Below are 16650 nucleotides of genomic sequence, written 5' to 3'. Positions count from 1 at the left end.
GTACTTCTGCCAGGCATACGCATGACTTCCGCACCCCGCACCCTGTACGACAAACTGTGGGACGCCCACGTGGTGGTTCCCGAATCCGACAACGCGCCCGCCGTGCTGTACATCGACCTGCACCTGATCCACGAGGTCACCTCGCCGCAGGCCTTCACCGAGCTGCGCGAGCGCGGGCTGTCGCCACGTCGCGCGGACCGTACCAAGGCGACGATGGACCACTCCACGCCGACCCTGCCGGCTGCAGCCGACGGCACGCTGCCTTATGCAAGTGCCGCTTCCGAAGCGCAGGTTGCAACGCTGGCGCGCAACTGTGCCGAGCACGGCATCGAACTGTTCGACATGGCCTCGGACAACCGCGGCATCGTCCATGTGATCGCGCCGGAACAGGGCTTTACCCAGCCCGGCATGACCATCGTCTGCGGCGACAGCCACACCTCCACCCACGGTGCATTCGGCTCCCTGGCATTCGGCATCGGCACCAGTGAAGTCGGCCACGTGCTGGCCACGCAGTGCCTGCTGCAGCGCAAGGCCAGGACCCTGGCAATCACCGTCGATGGTCCGCTGGCGCCAGGCGTCGGCGCCAAGGACGTAGTCCTGCACATCATCGGCGTGATCGGCGTCAACGGTGGTACCGGCCATGTGATCGAGTTCCGTGGCAGCACCATCGAAGCGATGGACATGGAGCAGCGCATGACCCTGTGCAACATGTCGATCGAAGCCGGTGCCCGTGCCGGCATGGTGGCCCCGGACCAGGTCACCTTCGACTTCGTCGCCCTTACCCCCCGCGGCCCGAAGGGGGCCGACTTCGAGGCCGCCGTTGCGCGCTGGCAGCAGCTGCGCAGCGATGACGGCGCACGCTTCGACAGCGAAGTACGCATCGACGCCGCCGACATCCGCCCCACGCTGACCTGGGGCACCCATCCGGGCACCGCCATCGCGGTGGATGCACCGATCCCGGCCGCCAACGATGCGGCCGCACAGAAGGGCCTGGACTACATGCACTTCCAGGCCGGCAAGGCACTGGCCGGCACGCCGGTGGACGTGGTGTTCGTCGGCTCATGCACCAATGGCCGTCTGAGCGACATGCGCGAGGTTGCGCAGGTGCTGCGCGGCCGTCGCGTCGCCGAGCGGGTACGCATGCTGGTCGTGCCGGGCTCTGAGATCGTCAAGCGTGAGGCCGAGGCCGAAGGCATCCACGAGATCGTTCGTGCGGCCGGTGCCGAGTGGCGCGAGCCGGGCTGCTCGATGTGCATCGCCATGAACGGTGATCTGGTCGCGCCTGGCCAACTGGCCGTCAGCACCAGCAACCGCAATTTCGAAGGCCGCCAAGGTCCCGGCTCACGCACCCTGCTGGCGTCACCGATGACCGCCGCCTGGGCGGCGGTGAACGGGCACGTCGCCGACATCCGCGAACTGTTCGCACAGGAGGTGGCGTGATGGCCGGTTTCCGTACCCTGACCTCGGCCAGCGTGGTGCTGCGCCAGACCAACATCGACACCGACCAGATCATTCCGGCGCGGTTCCTGTCCACCACCGAACGTGCCGGTCTGGGTCGCAACGCATTCAACGACTGGCGTTGGCAGGCCGATGGCTCGCCAGTGGCCGACTTCGCCTTCAACCAGCCACACAATGCTGGCCGCAGCATCCTGCTGGCGGGCCGCAACTTCGGCTGCGGTTCCTCGCGCGAGCATGCCCCTTGGGCGCTGACCGACCTGGGCCTGCGCGCCATCGTCAGCAGCGAGATCGCCGACATCTTCCGCGGCAACTCGCTGAAGAACGGGCTGCTGCCGATCGTGCTGGACGAAGCCGATGTGCAGGCGCTGATGCAGCGGCCAGGCGATGAACTGAGCATCGACGTAGCCACGCGCGAACTGCGCGCGCCCGATGGCCGCGTCTATTCCTTCCCACTGGATGGCTTCTCGCAGACCTGCCTGCTGGAAGGCGTCGACCAGTTGGGGTATCTGTTGGGCCGTGTCCCTGAAATCGAACGTTACGAGAGTGAGCATGCACGCTGAAATTGTTGTCCTGCCCGGTGATGGCATCGGCCCGGAAGTGGCCGCCGCCGCGGTCGCCGTCCTGGAGGCCATTGCCGAACGCTTCAATCACACCTTCACTTTCAGCGAGCACGACATCGGTGGCATCGCCATCGACCGCCATGGCGAACCGCTGCCGGCATCGACGCTGGCCGCCTGCCAGGCCGCGAATGCGGTTCTGCTGGGCGCCGTCGGTGGCCCGAAGTGGTCCGACCCGAATGCCAAGGTGCGCCCGGAACAGGGACTGCTGGCGATCCGCAAGGCGCTGGGCCTGTACGCCAACCTGCGCCCGGTGCGCACCCACGAGGCCGCGCTGCACGCCTCGCCGATCAAGGCCGAGCTGCTGCAGGGCGTGGACTTCGTGGTGGTACGCGAACTGACCGGCGGCATCTACTTCGGTGACAAGACCCGCGACGCCGACAGCGCCAGCGACCTGTGCCGCTACACCGTGGCCGAGATCGAACGCGTGCTGCGCAGTGCCTTCCGTCTGGCGCAGCAGCGCCGCGGCAAGGTCACTTCGGTGGACAAGGCCAACGTGCTGGAAACCTCCCGCCTGTGGCGCGATGTGGCTGCTCGCATCGGCCGCGAGGAATTCCCGGACGTGGCACTGGAGCATCAGCTGGTCGACTCGATGGCCATGCACCTGCTGGCCAAGCCGCGCGAGTACGACGTGATCGTGACCGAGAACATGTTCGGCGACATCCTCACCGATGAGGCTTCGATGCTGGCCGGGTCACTGGGACTGCTGCCGTCGGCCTCGCTGGGCGAACCGGGCGCCGTGGGTATCTACGAACCGATCCATGGATCGGCCCCGGACATCGCAGGCAGGGGCATCGCCAACCCGTACGCCACGATCTTCAGTGCGGCGATGCTGCTGCGCCATTCGCTGGGGCTGGACGCCGAGGCGGCTGCGGTGGAGGCGGCCGTGCATGCGGCGCTGGACGATGGCGTGTTCACCGCGGATCTGGCCGCCAAGGGGCACGCAGTAAGCACGGCGACGGCCACCGACGCGGTGCTGGCCAAGCTGGGATGAAGCACGCGGGTGCCGGGACATGTCCGGCACCCTTTGCATGTCCATCGGTAGCTGCGAGCCCTACCCGGCCTGCTGCTGGTTGCCCGGCACGAGATCCGCTCAGTGCGACGTGCTGCGCGCGTAGTCGCTGGCGCAACCGGCAACAACGCGACCTTCGTCGGTGCGCATCACGATGTGCTGCGGGATCCAACTGCCACCGCTGAAAGCAACCGGCGGCAACGGGCGCTGCCAGGCATCCTTGCCGACCGTATGCGAGGTGTCCATGCCCGCCTGGGCAAGCACTGGCGCAACCGCAACACCACCCAGATCCGCGCCGAAGAATCCACCGAACGCCAGCGCAATCGTGTGCGTGGAAACGCCGTACGCCTGGATAGGCACCTGCAACCCGATCAGCAGCAGGTGCAGATCATCATCACCAACGGTGTAGTTCACCTCGTTGACCGAACGGACATCCTGCGGCCATTCGAACTGCGGCTGTTCGGAAAGCCGCTGCCAGAACGCCTGCAGCCGGCGCATGCCGCCTTCATCGGCGCGGCAGTGAATGGCATCCTGCAGGTCGTGGACGTCAACAGCCGGCACCTGATGTGCGCCTACCTTGTTGCCCTTCGTGGAAGGTGCGCAGCCCAGTCGATAGCCATCGCCCGCACTTCGCACGATGATCGACGTGGTGGGCGTCGACCACAATTCGAACGGCTCCCGCAGCGTGCTCGACTGCAGCCGCAAGCGGTGCGCAGCAACGATACGCTCGCGCTGCGCAGGGTCCAACGCAACCGAGAACCCGAACGCATCAGCGAACAGCCGTGGCACTTCGACGCCATGAACGGTCATCGACTGTGGCGGAGTGATGACGGTCACCCGGTGATCGTCATCCTCATCCTCCTGCTCGAATCGCCAGTCGCGCAGGAACGGCAGTCGATCGGAAGCGTCGGCGTAGCGTGCCTCGCGCAGGCGGCTGACGACGGCCTGCTGGACGTCCGCACTCGCGCTGCACTCAAGTACATCCCGCAGGTCGTGCTGGAACCGCAGAGCATCGGTATCTGTCGGTTGCGCATCGGCAGCGCCGCTGCAGGCGACCAGCAGCAGCGCCGAAACGCAGGTCGTACGGAAGAACATGGCACGCGCTCCGGCCCTGGAACTGGCCGCTATTGTGCCCGCGAACGCCCTGATGCTGTCCACTTGGGGACCAACAGTAGATCCACGCCATGCGTGGATGAAGCCAAGAGCATCCACGCATGGCGTGGATCTACGGCACGAACTCAAGCCTCGCGTGTCTCTACTTGGTGGTGTAGCCGCCATTGACCAGGATGGTCTGCCCGGTCATCCACCAGCCGTCGGTCACCAGGAAACGGATCCACGGCACGATGTCGGCGATGTCGGTCAGGCCGGTGCGGGTGAACGCCGACAGCGCCGCGGCGGTCTTGTGATACGCCTGCGCATCGGCACTCTCGGCCGGATAGAAGAACGGCGTATCCATCGGCCCGGGGCCGATCGCGGTCACCGAAATCCCACGCTCGCCAAATTCCTTCGATGCTGCGCGGGTGAAGTGTTCCACCGGCGCCTTGGTGCCCGCGTAGCTGGAATAGAACGGCGTGAACGCGCCGAGCAGTGAAGTGACCAGCGTGCAGATGCGGCCGCCGTCGTTGACATGGCGTCCGGCTTCCTTGAGGAAGAAGAACGCCGTTTTCGCATTGACCGCGCTCATCTGGTCGTACTCCGCTTCGCTGATCTCCAGCATCGGCTTCTTCAGCACTTTGCCGACGGTGTTGATGGCGATGTCAGGGCGACCGACGGCGGCAACCGCGTCGGCGAACAGGCGTTCCATCGCCGCGGCCGAGGTCAGATCGGCCTGCAACGCCACGGCCTTGGCACCTGCGGCCTGCACGGCTGCAACGGTCGCCTCGGCATCGGCCTGAGTGGCGGTGCTGTTGTAGTGGATGACGATGGCCTTGGCGCCCTGCTCGGCGAAGTCGCGGGCGATCAGCCCGCCGAGGTTCTTGGCACCGCCGGCGATCAGCACGGTCTTGCCCTGGATACGGTGGTCGGTCATGGCATCGGTCCCGGTAAGGGGCTGCCGGACTGGCAACCCTGTGCTGACGACGATATCGTGCAGAAATCGCGGATAAAGCCCGCAACATTGACTTAACTTTCCAGAGTGGGCGAACAATGGACCGGATCGAGCGTTTCCGCATCTTTGCCCGGGTGGTGGAGTGCACCAGCTTCACCCGCGCCGCCGATCAGCTCGGCCTGCCTCGCTCCACCGTTTCGGCGGCCGTGGCGGAACTGGAGCAACGTCTGGGCACGCGCCTGCTACAGCGCTCCACCCGCAGGGTCTCCACCACCCACGATGGCGACACCTTCTACGCGCGCTGCCTGCGCCTGATCGCCGAAATGGAAGATGCCGAGTCGCTGTTCCGCCAGGAAGATGCGCAGCCGAGGGGCCTGTTGAAGATCGATGTACCCAGCCGGATCGGTCGCCGCATCATCGCCCCGGCCCTGCCCGACTTCTTCGCACGGCATCCGCAGGTCGAGCTGGACCTGGGCATGACCGATCGCGCGGTGAATCTGATCGAGGACGGCTGCGATGCGGTGCTGAGGGTGGGCCAGCTGGGTGACTCCAGCCTGGTGGCCCGCACGCTGGGCCAGCTGAACTTCGTCAACGTTGCCGCGCCTGCGTACCTGCACGAGCACGGCGTACCGCAGCATCCTGCCGACCTGCAGCAGCATCGCGCAGTGAACTACGCATCGCCGACCACGGCGCGGGTGGAGCCGTGGGAATGGCAGGACGGCGCGCAGCTGCGCACGCTGCCGATGACCGGCTGGGTGCGGGTGAACAACGCCGAGGCATCGATTGCCTGCTGCGTCGCGGGGCTGGGACTGCTGCAGATTCCGCGCTACGACGTGCAGGCCGAACTGCAGTCTGGCGCGCTGGTGGAGGTGATGCCGGAATATGTAGCGCAGCCGTTGCCGGTGACACTGCTGCAGCCGCATCGGCAGCATCGCGCGCAACGTGTGCAGGTGTTCCTCGAGTGGCTGGTGCCGCTGCTGCGCACCGGCCTGCAGTTGCAGTAGATCCACGCCATGCGTGAATGGGCGGGCAAGGACATCCGCAGCCACCCGTGGGGTGGCTCTACCAGTAGAGCCACGCCATGCGTGGAGGGACGGGCCAGGACATCCGCAGCCAACCATGGGGTGGCTCTACCAGTAGATCCACGCCATGCGTGGATGAACGGGCCAGGACATCCGCAGCCACCCGTGGGGTGGCTCTACCAGTAGATCCACGCCATGCGTGGATGGACGGGCCAGGACATCCGCAGCCACCCATGGGGTGGCTCTACTGACGTCACGGCGGATGCCCGCATCCGTGCCAACCAAGGTTGGCACCTACCAGAGCGGCGGCCCAGGAACCCGGGGCATCACGCCCCGGATTCGTCCGGCTTCACCCGGAACCATGCCGCATACAGCGCCGGCAGGAACACCAGGGTCAGCACCGTGCCCACGATCAGGCCGCCCATGATCGAGATCGCCATCGAGCCGTAGAACGCACTGCGCGACAGCGGAATCATCGCCAGCACCGCCGCAAGCGCGGTCAGCACGATGGGACGGAAGCGGCGCACGGTCGCGTCGATGATCGAATGCCAGCGATCATGCCCGGCGTCGATGTCCTGCTGGATCTGGTCGATCAGGATCACCGAGTTGCGCATGATCATGCCGGCCAGTGCGATGGTGCCCAGCAATGCCACGAAGCCGAACGGTGCGCGGAACAACAGCAGGAACAACGTCGCACCAATGATGCCCAGCGGCGCGGTCACCAGCACCATCGCCGCTCGCGAGAAGCTGCGCAGCTGCAGCATCAGCAGCGTGGCCACCACGATCAGGAACAGCGGCATCCCGGCCTTGATCGAGTTCTGCCCGCGGGCCGAATCCTCCACCGAGCCGCCGGTTTCCAGCAGGTAGCCACTGGGCAGATGGGCACGGATGCCGTCCAACGTCGGCACGATCTGCTGCACCACGTCCAGCGCCTGCATCCCATCGCTGATGTCGGCACGCACGGTCACCGTCGGCAGGCGGTTGCGATGCCAGATGATGCCGTCTTCGAAGGCGTACTCCAGACGTGCGACCTGCGACAGCGTCACCGCTGTACCGCTGCTGGTCGGAATGGCCAAGCTGCCGAGCAGGTCCAGCTGCGCGCGTTCGTTGTCCGGGCCACGCAGCAGCATCTCGATCTGGCGGTTGCCTTCGCGGTAGGTGCTCACGCTCATGCCCGACAGCGAACTGCTCAGGAACTGGCTGACCTGCGCGCTGCTCACGCCCAGCGCGCGCGCGCGATCCTGGTCGATCACCAGCCGCACCACCTTGCTCGGCTCGCTCCAGTCCAGGTTCACGTTCATCACGTGTGGGTTCTCGCGCACCTTGGCCTCGACCTGGCGCGCGATCGCCTGCACCTGTGCGATGTGCTCGCCGGACACGCGCATCTGCACCGGATAGCCGACCGGCGGGCCGTTCTCAAGCCGGGTCACGCGCATCTGCACGTCCGGGAACTGCTTGATCACGTCCTTCAGCATCCAGTCGCGGGTCGCCTCGCGGGCCTTGGCGTCTTCGGTAAGCACCACGAACTGGGCGAAATTGGTCGCCGGCAGCTGCTGGTCCAGCGGCAGGTAGAAGCGCGGCGAACCAGTGCCGACGTAGGCCACGTAGTTGCTGATGCCTTCGCGGCCCTTCAACAGCTTCTCCAGCTTGTCGGCCTGTGCCTGGGTCGCGGCCAGCGACGCACCTTCGGCCAGCTCGATGTCCACCATCAGTTCCGGGCGGGTCGAGTCCGGGAAGAACTGCTGTGGCACGAAGCGGAACAGCATCAGCGAGCCGATGAACAGCGCGATGGTCGCAGCGATCACCCACCAGCGATGGCGCAGGCAGGTATCCAGGAACGACCGGAAGCGGGTGTAGAACGGGCGCTGGTACGGATCATGATCGTGCGCGTGTTCCTTCGGCGCGATCCAGCGCGCGAGTGCCGGATGCCGGTCGGCCCACTGCAGACGCTTGGCGCGCCAGCGGCCGGCAAGACTATCCGGCTTGGGCAACTGCGGATTGAACAGGTCCGGCAGCATCTTGTCGCCCAGATACGGGATGAACAGCACCGCGGCAATCCATGACACCACCAGCGCGATGGTCACCACCTGGAACAGCGATCGGGTGTATTCGCCCGTGCTGGACGCGGCGGTGGCGATGGGCAGAAAGCCTGCCGCGGTGATCAGGGTACCGGTCAGCATCGGAAATGCGGTCGACTCCCAGGCAAAGCTGGCCGCCCGCAGGCGGTCGTAGCCCTGCTCCATCTTGGTGGCCATCATCTCCACCGCGATGATCGCATCGTCCACCAGCAGGCCCAGTGCCAGCACCAGCGCACCCAGCGAGATCTTGTGCAGGCCGATGTCGAAGTAGTGCATGACGAAGAACGTCATCGCCAGCACCAGCGGAATGGTCACGCCCACCACAAGGCCGGTGCGCAGGCCCAGCGAGAAGAAGCTGACCAGCAGCACGATCACCACCGCTTCGGTCAGCACCTGCACGAACTCGCCCACGGACTCTTCCACCGCATGCGGCTGGTCGGACACCTTGCGCAGCTGCATACCGGCCGGCAGGGTCTTCTGCAGACGCTCGAACTCGGCATCCAGGGTGGCACCGAGCTTGAGGATGTCACCGCCGTCCTTCATCGCCACCGCCAGGCCGATCGCATCCTGGCCCATGAAGCGCATCTTCGGCGAAGAGGGATCGGCAAAACCGCGCTTGACCTCGGCGATGTCGCCCAGATGCAGCGTGCGTTCGCCGGCCTGGATCGGGAATCTGCGGATGTCCTCGATCGAATCGAACTGGCCGGTCACGCGCAGCTGCACGCGGTCGGTCGGGGTTTCAAAGAAGCTGGTGGCGCTGACCGCATTCTGGTCGGCCAATGCCTGCTGCACCTGCTGCAGCGATACGCCCAGCATGGCCAGCTTGGTGTTGGACAGTTCGATCCACACCTTCTCGTCCTGCAGGCCGACCAGGTCGATCTTGCCGACGTCGGGTACGCGCTGCAGCTCCAGCTGGATGCGGTCGGCATAGTCGCGCATCACGGCGTAGTCGAAGCCTTCGCCGGTCAACGCATAGATGTTGCCGAACGTGTCGCCGAACTCATCGTTGTAGAAGGGCCCGACAATTTCCCTCGGCAGCGTCGCGCGGATATCGCCCACGCGCTTGCGTACCTGGTACCACAGGTCCGGGATCTGCTTGGAGCGCAGGCTGTCGCGCGCCATGAAGATCACCTGCGATTCGCCGGGGCGCGAGTACGAGCGGATGAACTCGTACTCGCCGGTATTCATCAGCGCCTTCTCGATCGGCTCGGTCACCTGCCGCGAGACCTGCTCGGCGGTGGCACCGGGCCACATCGTGCGCACCACCATCGCCTTGAAGGTGAAAGGAGGGTCTTCAGACTGGCCAAGATGCTTGTACGACCAGGCGCCAATGACGGCGAAGGCAAGCATCGCAAACAGCACCAGCGGGCGATTGCCCAGCGCCCATTCGGAGAGATTGAAGCGGCGCACGGATCAGTGCCCCTTGCCTGCGGCCGGCGCAGCGGTCGGTGTGCCCGCCGGTGCCAGCACAGGACGATTCTGGCGGTCCACCGGCGTCACCACCTGGCCTTCGCGCAGCAGATGACCGCCGGCAGCCACGACCCAGTCGCCCGCAACCACGCCGGACAGCACCGGCACCGCCTGCGCGCCATAGGCACCGACCGACACCGCGGTTGCCTTCAACGCACCGTTGGACGGATTGACCACCCACACGCTGGCCTTGCCATCACTGCCACGCAGCACCGCGCCGAGCGGCAGCTGCAAGGTGCCACTGCGGCCGGCGGCGGCAAACACCCGCGCGCTCTGGCCCAACTCCACTTCGCTCAGGGCTTCCGGCGCCAGGCTGACCCGTGTGGCATAGGTGCGGGCCTGTGCATCGGCCGCCGGCGCGATCTCGCGCAGCGTCCCCGGCAGCAGCTGGCCCGGGCGGTTCCACAGTTCCACCTGCACCGCCTGCCCGACCTTGTAATCACGGATGCTGCTTTCCGGCAGAGCGATCAGGACTTCGCGACCGCCATCTGCGGCCAGGGTGAACACCGTCTGCCCGGCACTGACCACCTGCCCGGCTTCGGCCTGGCGGCTGGCAATCACACCGTCGGCCGGCGCGCGCAGCTGCGCGTACTCGGCCTGGTTGCGCGCCACCGCCAGATTGGCGCGGGCGGCATTGGCCTGGCCCTGCGCGGCCTTGAACGCGGCGGTCTGCTGGTCCAGCGCGGAGCGGCTGACCAACTGGTCTTCGGCCAGCTTGGCATAGCGCTTCTGGTCATCGCGGGCGCGCACCAGGTCGGCTTCCGCCGCCGCCAGCTGTGCCTGCGAAGCGGCCGCCTGCGAGGCGTAGTCGGCCACGTCCAGCTCGGCCAGCAGCTGGCCCTTCTTCACGCGTTGCCCGGCGTCGACATGACGCTTGACCATGTTGCCGCCGACCCGGAACGACAGTGGGCTCTCCTGGCGGGCACGTACCTCGCCGGGGTAAGCCGCCGGTGCCTGCCCGTCCTGCGTTGTGGGGTGCACCACCAGCACCGGAATGGCCGCCACCGGCTCGGCAGCCTGCCTGCCACAGGCTGCCACCACCACCGCCAGCACGCCAACGCCCAACCAACGCATGTTCTTCATGAGGTACAAGACCTGAAAAGGGGATCCGGGGGAACGCGCCGGCAACATACTGTTGCGACACGGACATTAGTGAACCAGCCGGTATAGTATAAATATCGAACCGCTTGGTCTAGTATTGTTGCGATGAGTTCTTCCACTTCCCGCAAGCCGTCGGCCAAGCCCGCTGCCAAGGCCGCCGGCCCCGGGCGCCCCAAGGACCTCGGCAAGCGCGCGGCGATCCTTGAAGCAGCCAAGGCACTGTTCATCGAACAGGGCTATACCGGCGTGAGCATGGATGCCATTGCCGCCCAGGCCGGCGTCTCGAAGCTGACGGTGTACAGCCACTTCGGCGACAAGGAGACCCTGTTCTCCCAGGCGGTCCAGTCCAAATGCATTGAAATGCTGCCCGACGCGCTGTTCGTGGCCGACGCGGATGGCCCACTGCGCGACCAGCTGATCGGCATCGGCCTGGCCTTCTTCAAGCTGATCACCTCCGATGCAGCGATCTCGATCCAGCGCATGATGATGGCCCCGGAGACCGACGAGCGCCTGCGCGAGCTGTTCTGGCAGGCCGGCCCGGAGCGCACCTGCGAGGCGCTGGCCGACTTCCTGCGCGCCCGCGGCGCACGCGGCGAACTGGACATCCCCGACTATTACCTTGCCGGCCAGCAGTTCCTGACCCTGGTGAAGGGCGAAGTGCACATGCATATGATGTGCGGCATGCCACTGTCACCGGTGGAATGCGACCCTGTCACCCATGTGACCGCCAGCATCGACTTCTTCCTGCGCGCCTATGCGCCGCGAGGGGCCGGAACCGGCTGAAACGGCAAACCTGAATGAACCGGAGGTCGCGATGACTTCCGGCACTGCGACCCCGGCCCCCCGGCAGCTGATGCTCTGGGCGCGCCGCCGGCCTCCGGCACCGGTAAAATGGCCGGCCCACTGCGCTGGATTTGAACCTCATGACGATTGATTACGCCCACGCCCGCGAACTGATGGTGGAACAGCAGATCCGTCCCTGGGACGTGCTGGACATCAAGGTGCTCGACGTCCTGGCCCGCCTGCCGCGCGAGGCCTTTGTCGCCGATGCACACCGGGCGCTGGCCTACGCCGATGTCGAACTGCCGATCGGCAATGGCCAGAAGATGATGAAGCCGGTCATCGAGGGCCGTACCCTGCAGGCGCTGGACCTGCAGCCGGGTGACGAAGTGCTGGAAATCGGCACCGGCAGCGGCTTCCTGTCGGCCTGCATCGGCGCGCTGGCGCGCGACGTGCTGAGCCTGGAAATCGATCCGGAGCTGGCCGCCGCTGCACGCGCCCGCCTGGATGCCTCCGGCCTCGGTACCAACGTCCGCGTGGAAGTCGCCGACGCCCTGTCCTGGCAGACCGAACGCCGTTTTGACGTGATCTGTGTCACTGGTGCTGTGGACCTGGTGCCGTCACAGTTCGCTTCGTGGCTGCGTCCGGGTGGCCGCCTGTTCGTGATCCACGGTCGCTCGCCGGCGATGGAGGCCCTGCTGGTCAAGGCTGACGGCAGCACCGAGTCCCTGTTCGAGACCGATATCGATTACCTGCGTGGTGCCGCCCCGGCCCCCCAGTTCCACCTCTGAGTCCAAGGAAGCCGCAATGATCCGCCGATCCCTCGCTGTTGCGCTGGCCACTGCCCTGCTGCCGTTGTCCGCCCATGCCGCCGACCTGCTGCAGGTCTACGAAATGGCCCGCAATGGCGATCCGCAGTTGTCGGCTGCCGAATCCACCCGGCTGTACGACAAGGAAGGTGCCGTGCAGGCGCGGGCTGCCCTGCTGCCGCAGATCAACGGCCAGGCCACGCTCAACCGCACCCGCACCGAAGCGGACCATGACGCCAACTCCGGCACGGTCACCAGCAAGCGCCGCAACTACACGATCGATGGCAGCCAGACGCTGTTCAACTGGACCCAGATCAACAACCTGCGTTCGCAGCGTGAGCTGAGCAAGGCGGCGGACTTCACCCTCGATTCGGCCAACGACAGCCTGATCGTGCGCACCTCGGCGGCCTACTTCAACGTGCTGGTGGCGATCGAATCGCTGAACGCCGCGCAGACCAATGAAGCCGCCGCGAAGAAGCAGTTCGACTTCGCCGACAAGCGCCTGGAAGTGGGCCTGGCGCCGATTACCGACGTGCACGAAGCACGCGCCCAGTACGACCAGGCGCGCGCCAACACCATCGTTGCGCAGAACACCCTGGCCGATAACTACCAGGCCCTGACCGAACTGACCGGCCAGCCGGTGGTCAACCTGAAGGGTCTGCCGGCCGACTTCCGTCCGGAAGTGCCGGCCAACCGCGGCAACATCGATCAGCTGGTGACCCAGGCAAGCACCCAGAACCCGGCGCTGAAGGCACAGGAACTGAAGGTGAGCGCCGCCGAAGCCGGCGTGCAGGCCGCCCGCGGTGGCCACTACCCGACCCTGTCGCTGGGCGGCAGCTGGGGCAAGAGCGCCACCTGGGGTGACAGCGTCGGCTCCGGTTCGCTGTCGCCGGATGCGCGCACCAACAGCATCGGCCTGACCCTGAGCGTGCCGATCTTCTCCGGTGGTGCCACCCAGTCCGGCGTGCGCCAGGCACTGGCCCAGCGTGACATCGCCCAGGACGGTTACGAGCAGCAGAAGCGCGCCCTGGACCGCAACACCCGCAATGCCTACCAGACCCTGGTGCAGGGCATCAGCGAAGTGGAAGCACGCCGCCTGGCGGTGGTCTCGGCACAGAGTGCCTACGACGCCTCGCAGGTCGGCCTGGAAGTCGGTACCCGTACCGTGCTGGACGTGATCCAGAACCAGCGCATCCTGTTCTCGGCGCAGCTGGATTACGCCAACGCCCGCTACACCTTCCTGCAGAACCGCCTGCTGCTGAGCCAGTCGCTGGGCGCGCTGGACGTGGCCGAGCTGCAGGACGTCAACCGCCTGCTGACCCAGGACGCGGGCAATCCGGCGACGACCACGCACTGAGTCGTCGCCCGGGCTGCAACGAGGAAGCCACCTGCGAGGGTGGCTTTTTTGTGAGCGACGCCTCCACAAGCGCGGGAAATCCGTTGGCGGTCAGCCAGACGTACCCCAGAGACGCTGCGCCCCTGCAAGCAGGCACAGTGCGGCCGCCATCGGCGCCAGCAGCGACATCACCACGTCCCGGCGTGACGTGCCCTGCCCGCTCTCCTGACGTCGCTGGCGCGGCACCGCCAAGCACAGGGCCGCCATCACCAGCAGCGTCGCCGGACCTGGCAGCGCCGGCAGGGCATCCAGCGGCGACCACAACACCAACAGCACCGCGGGCAGCACAACGGCAACGGTCCATGACCACCGCACCGGACACCACGCCGCCGGCCACAGGCCTCTCGCCAGCGGCACCGCCAGTACCAGCAGCACCAGTTGCAATGCCACCAGGCCGGCCGCTCCTGCCAGCGGCAGCAATGGCAGCATCCACTGCAACTGCGGATGCATCTGCAGCGCCACCGACAATGGCCGGGGGCTGGCCAGGGCCGGAAACTCGACCAGCCCGGCCTGCAGCGCGGCCAGCACCATCAGCAGCACCATCAGCAGCAGCATCGCCAGTAGCGACACCAGACCCAGCACGGCCGGCTGCCACATTGCGCGCTGCCTGCGCAGCGCAGGAAAACCCAGTGCAAGGCCCACGCTGGCGAACACTCCCAGCAGCGGCACCGCCGCCGCCAGCACGCCGCCGAGTCCAAAGCGATATGGCGCCGTCGCGGGCGGCAACCAGGGAATCCAATGTGCGTAATGCACATGGCGTGCGGCCAGTGTCAGCAGCAGCACACCCACGCCGATCTTGATCGTCAGCAGGCCACACGCCACCAGGGCCACGCGCCGGGGCGGCAACAGCGCCACCGCACCCAGCGCCAGCAAGCCGGCCGCTGCGGTCACCTGCACCGGCAACCAGAAGCCCAGCTGGATATCCGCTGTGGCCAGCGCCGCATGCAGGTGGCTGGCGGCCGACTGCGCTGCGCCCGCCATCGTCATCACCAGCTCCAGCAGCAGCACCGCCCCCAGCAGCCCGGCCACCCGCGTACCCCAGCTGGTGGCCAGCAGCCCGTGCAGGCCTTCGGCCGAAGGCAACCGCAGCACCAGGTCCTGCAGGCAGCAAAGCACCAGGCCCGCACCCAGCGCGGCCAGCAGCAGGCTCAGCACGATGGCCGGACCGGCCTGCGCCGCCGTGTGCTGGCCAACCAACGCGATCACGCTGCCGCCGAGCAGCAATGTCAGCGCCACCACTGCCAGATGATCCATCCCCGGCCGGACTTCGCCGGTGCCGTCCCTGCCACTGTCGCCGTCCATCGCAAGTTCCCTTGATATCCGCCCAAGCGCGGTCGACAGCAGGCTCGCAGCCTGCGTCATCCTGCGAAATCAAAATCGGTGCCGTGCACGCCACGATGTGATGACAGGCACGCTGTCATTGGCACAACCGGTCCAGCAGCGACAGAAATCGCGCCGCTAAGGGGAATTGATGAAGTTGATCGCGACAGTGCTCCGCTACGCCGCCGCAGCGGCGCAGCCGGCCTCACTCGCGTGGTGGCGGCAGATGCGGCGCGACCAGGGCAAGGGTGCGCTGCAGTGCACCGCGGCCGTTGCTGACCAGCGTGCACCCTGCCCGGGCCATGTCCTCGCGGGCCTGGGCATCGTCAAGCAGGTGCTGCAGCAGATCGCCGACCGCCTGCGCGTCCTCGCCGATCAGCAGCGCGCCCGCTTCGCGCATCCGCCGGGAAATTTCAGCGAAATTGTGCAGATGTGGGCCGGTCACGGCCGCCGTCCCCATCGCTGCGGGCTCAAGCAGGTTGTGGCCACCGATCGCCTGCAGGCTGCCGCCGACGAAGGCGACCTGCGCACAGGCGTAGAACGGCATCAATTCACCCAGGGTATCGATGACGAACACTTCGGTGGCGGCGTGTGGCCACTGGTCCACACGGCGGGTCGCTACGCTCCAGCCCTGTTCGCGCGCCAACGCTTCCACTTTGGGGAAACGCTCGGGGTGGCGCGGGGCCCACAGCAGCAGCAGATCCGGATGGCGCTGGCGCAGGCGCCGGTGCAGGTCGATCACCGCCTGCTCCTCGCCATCATGGGTACTGGCGGCGATCCACACCGGGCGACCTGCCGGTACCCGCGCATGGAACTGTTCGACGAACCCCTTCACGTCCGGCGTGGTGATGTCGAACTTCAGGTTGCCCAGCGCTTGCACCTGGCCAGGCTCCGCGCCGAGCTGCACGAAGCGCTCGGCATCATCCTGCGACTGCGCGGCCACGCAGGTGACGGTGCGCAGTGCCCGGCGGATCAATGCCGCCAGCAGCCGGTAGCCCCGCAACGATCGCGCCGACAACCGGGCGTTGAGGATGTAGACCGGGATGCCACGATCGCGGCAGCCGAACAGCATGTTCGGCCACAGCTCGGTTTCCAGGATCAGCGCCAGGCTGGGCTGGAAATGGCCGAGGAAGCGGTTGACGCTGCCCGGCACGTCGTACGGCAGGTAGACGTGGTCCAGCGCGTCGCCCCACAGTGCGCGCACACGCTCCGAGCCGGTGGGGGTGATGGTGGTGATGACCCAGCGGATGTCCGGGCGCTGCTCACGCAGCGCGTTGACCAACGGTGCGGCGGCATTGACCTCGCCTACCGAAACCGCGTGCAGCCAGACCCGCGGTTGGCCGGTCGGCTGCGGATAGGACGCGTAGCGCTCGTCCCAGCGGCGGAAGTATTCACGGACCCGGAAGCCGCGCCAGACCAGGTGGTACACGGTGATCGGCAGCAGGATGTAGAGCACGACCGAGTACAGGCCGCGCAGGATCCATTCGACAGGGTCTTTACGCATGCGGCAAGGATACGGGAGCCCCCCGGGAAAGACACG

Annotated in this window: 13 protein-coding genes; 7 read left to right on the top strand and 6 right to left on the bottom strand. The window is 66.7% G+C overall.

All coding sequences use genetic code 11. The annotated features are described in order from the left end of the window. Nucleotides 1-21 precede the first annotated feature (21 nt). The 3 genes from leuC to leuB are packed head-to-tail and all read left to right on the top strand — an operon-like array spanning nucleotide 22 to nucleotide 3069. Nucleotides 22-1440, top strand: a complete 1419-nt coding sequence (gene leuC / locus ABH900_RS06570; RefSeq protein WP_429622094.1) for a 3-isopropylmalate dehydratase large subunit — start codon at nucleotides 22-24, stop codon at nucleotides 1438-1440. Continuing rightward, nucleotides 1440-2018: a 3-isopropylmalate dehydratase small subunit gene (leuD, locus tag ABH900_RS06565; RefSeq protein ID WP_429622093.1), complete on the top strand. Its 579-nt coding sequence runs from the start codon at nucleotides 1440-1442 to the stop codon at nucleotides 2016-2018. Before leuC ends, leuD begins: the two co-directional genes overlap by 1 nt. Beyond that, a complete protein-coding gene (gene leuB, locus ABH900_RS06560) occupies nucleotides 2008-3069 on the top strand; it encodes a 3-isopropylmalate dehydrogenase (RefSeq protein ID WP_429622092.1) in 1062 nt (353 codons plus the stop codon). The genes leuD and leuB overlap by 11 nt, the downstream gene beginning before the upstream one ends. A 99-nt stretch (nucleotides 3070-3168) precedes the next feature. On the opposite strand, the gene ABH900_RS06555 is transcribed toward leuB, so the two are convergent. Then, on the bottom strand, nucleotides 3169-4299 hold the full coding sequence (locus tag ABH900_RS06555) for a hypothetical protein (protein WP_429622091.1): 1131 nt from the start codon (nucleotides 4297-4299) through the stop codon (nucleotides 3169-3171). Nucleotides 4300-4342: 43 nt separating this feature from the next. Further along, the gene (locus ABH900_RS06550; protein WP_429622090.1) at nucleotides 4343-5116 is read right to left on the bottom strand and encodes an SDR family oxidoreductase; all 774 of its coding nucleotides are present in this window, start codon (nucleotides 5114-5116) and stop codon (nucleotides 4343-4345) included. A gap of 116 nt (nucleotides 5117-5232) precedes the next feature. Here ABH900_RS06550 and ABH900_RS06545 point away from each other — a divergent pair, with 116 nt between their 5' ends. Next, nucleotides 5233-6138 carry a LysR family transcriptional regulator gene (locus tag ABH900_RS06545; RefSeq protein ID WP_429622089.1) on the top strand — a complete coding sequence of 302 codons (906 nt, stop codon included), beginning with the start codon at nucleotides 5233-5235 and terminating at the stop codon, nucleotides 6136-6138. Between the two features lie 344 nt (nucleotides 6139-6482). Here the strand turns inward: ABH900_RS06545 and ABH900_RS06540 are convergent, their stop codons facing one another. Together ABH900_RS06540 and ABH900_RS06535 are read right to left on the bottom strand one after the other, a co-directional pair. Continuing rightward, entirely contained in the window at nucleotides 6483-9644 is a 3162-nt protein-coding gene (locus tag ABH900_RS06540) for an efflux RND transporter permease subunit (protein WP_429622088.1), read from the bottom strand. Nucleotides 9645-9647: 3 nt separating this feature from the next. After that, nucleotides 9648-10787: an efflux RND transporter periplasmic adaptor subunit gene (locus ABH900_RS06535; RefSeq protein WP_429622087.1), complete on the bottom strand. Its 1140-nt coding sequence runs from the start codon at nucleotides 10785-10787 to the stop codon at nucleotides 9648-9650. 123 nt (nucleotides 10788-10910) lie between these two features. Between ABH900_RS06535 and ABH900_RS06530 the strand changes: the two genes are divergently transcribed. From ABH900_RS06530 to ABH900_RS06520, 3 genes are all read left to right on the top strand, one after another. Further along, nucleotides 10911-11588: a TetR/AcrR family transcriptional regulator gene (locus ABH900_RS06530; protein ID WP_429622086.1), complete on the top strand. Its 678-nt coding sequence runs from the start codon at nucleotides 10911-10913 to the stop codon at nucleotides 11586-11588. A 140-nt stretch (nucleotides 11589-11728) separates the two neighbouring features. Next, nucleotides 11729-12376 (top strand): protein-L-isoaspartate O-methyltransferase family protein, encoded by a 648-nt coding sequence (locus ABH900_RS06525; RefSeq protein ID WP_429622085.1) that lies wholly within the window; start codon nucleotides 11729-11731, stop codon nucleotides 12374-12376. 16 nt (nucleotides 12377-12392) lie between these two features. Next, entirely contained in the window at nucleotides 12393-13751 is a 1359-nt protein-coding gene (locus tag ABH900_RS06520; protein ID WP_429622084.1) for a TolC family outer membrane protein, read from the top strand. Between the two features lie 90 nt (nucleotides 13752-13841). Here ABH900_RS06520 and ABH900_RS06515 read toward each other — a convergent pair whose 3' ends face one another. Beyond that, nucleotides 13842-15092, bottom strand: a complete 1251-nt coding sequence (locus tag ABH900_RS06515; RefSeq protein WP_429622083.1) for an amino acid transporter — start codon at nucleotides 15090-15092, stop codon at nucleotides 13842-13844. A gap of 223 nt (nucleotides 15093-15315) precedes the next feature. Continuing rightward, complete coding sequence (gene waaA, locus ABH900_RS06510) at nucleotides 15316-16614, bottom strand: lipid IV(A) 3-deoxy-D-manno-octulosonic acid transferase (RefSeq protein ID WP_429622082.1); 1299 nt, start codon at nucleotides 16612-16614, stop codon at nucleotides 15316-15318. Nucleotides 16615-16650 lie beyond the last annotated feature (36 nt).

It is taken from the genome of Stenotrophomonas sp. AN71, from assembly GCF_050435725.1.
Classification (GTDB): Bacteria; Pseudomonadota; Gammaproteobacteria; order Xanthomonadales; family Xanthomonadaceae; genus Stenotrophomonas.
Note: the sequence above shows the minus strand (reverse complement) of the source record. Positions and strands in the feature narration are given on the sequence as shown.

What these genes read in the sequence shown, in the direction of transcription:
- leuC (WP_429622094.1), top strand. Translation starts at nt 22, where the DNA reads ATGACTTCCGCACCCCGCACCCTGTACGACAAACTGTGGGACGCCCAC.
- leuD (WP_429622093.1), top strand. Translation starts at nt 1,440, where the DNA reads ATGGCCGGTTTCCGTACCCTGACCTCGGCCAGCGTGGTGCTGCGCCAG.
- leuB (WP_429622092.1), top strand. Translation starts at nt 2,008, where the DNA reads ATGCACGCTGAAATTGTTGTCCTGCCCGGTGATGGCATCGGCCCGGAA.
- ABH900_RS06550 (WP_429622090.1), bottom strand. Translation starts at nt 5,116, where the DNA reads ATGACCGACCACCGTATCCAGGGCAAGACCGTGCTGATCGCCGGCGGT.
- ABH900_RS06545 (WP_429622089.1), top strand. Translation starts at nt 5,233, where the DNA reads ATGGACCGGATCGAGCGTTTCCGCATCTTTGCCCGGGTGGTGGAGTGC.
- ABH900_RS06535 (WP_429622087.1), bottom strand. Translation starts at nt 10,787, where the DNA reads ATGAAGAACATGCGTTGGTTGGGCGTTGGCGTGCTGGCGGTGGTGGTG.
- ABH900_RS06530 (WP_429622086.1), top strand. Translation starts at nt 10,911, where the DNA reads ATGAGTTCTTCCACTTCCCGCAAGCCGTCGGCCAAGCCCGCTGCCAAG.
- ABH900_RS06525 (WP_429622085.1), top strand. Translation starts at nt 11,729, where the DNA reads ATGACGATTGATTACGCCCACGCCCGCGAACTGATGGTGGAACAGCAG.
- ABH900_RS06520 (WP_429622084.1), top strand. Translation starts at nt 12,393, where the DNA reads ATGATCCGCCGATCCCTCGCTGTTGCGCTGGCCACTGCCCTGCTGCCG.
- ABH900_RS06515 (WP_429622083.1), bottom strand. Translation starts at nt 15,092, where the DNA reads ATGGACGGCGACAGTGGCAGGGACGGCACCGGCGAAGTCCGGCCGGGG.
- waaA (WP_429622082.1), bottom strand. Translation starts at nt 16,614, where the DNA reads ATGCGTAAAGACCCTGTCGAATGGATCCTGCGCGGCCTGTACTCGGTC.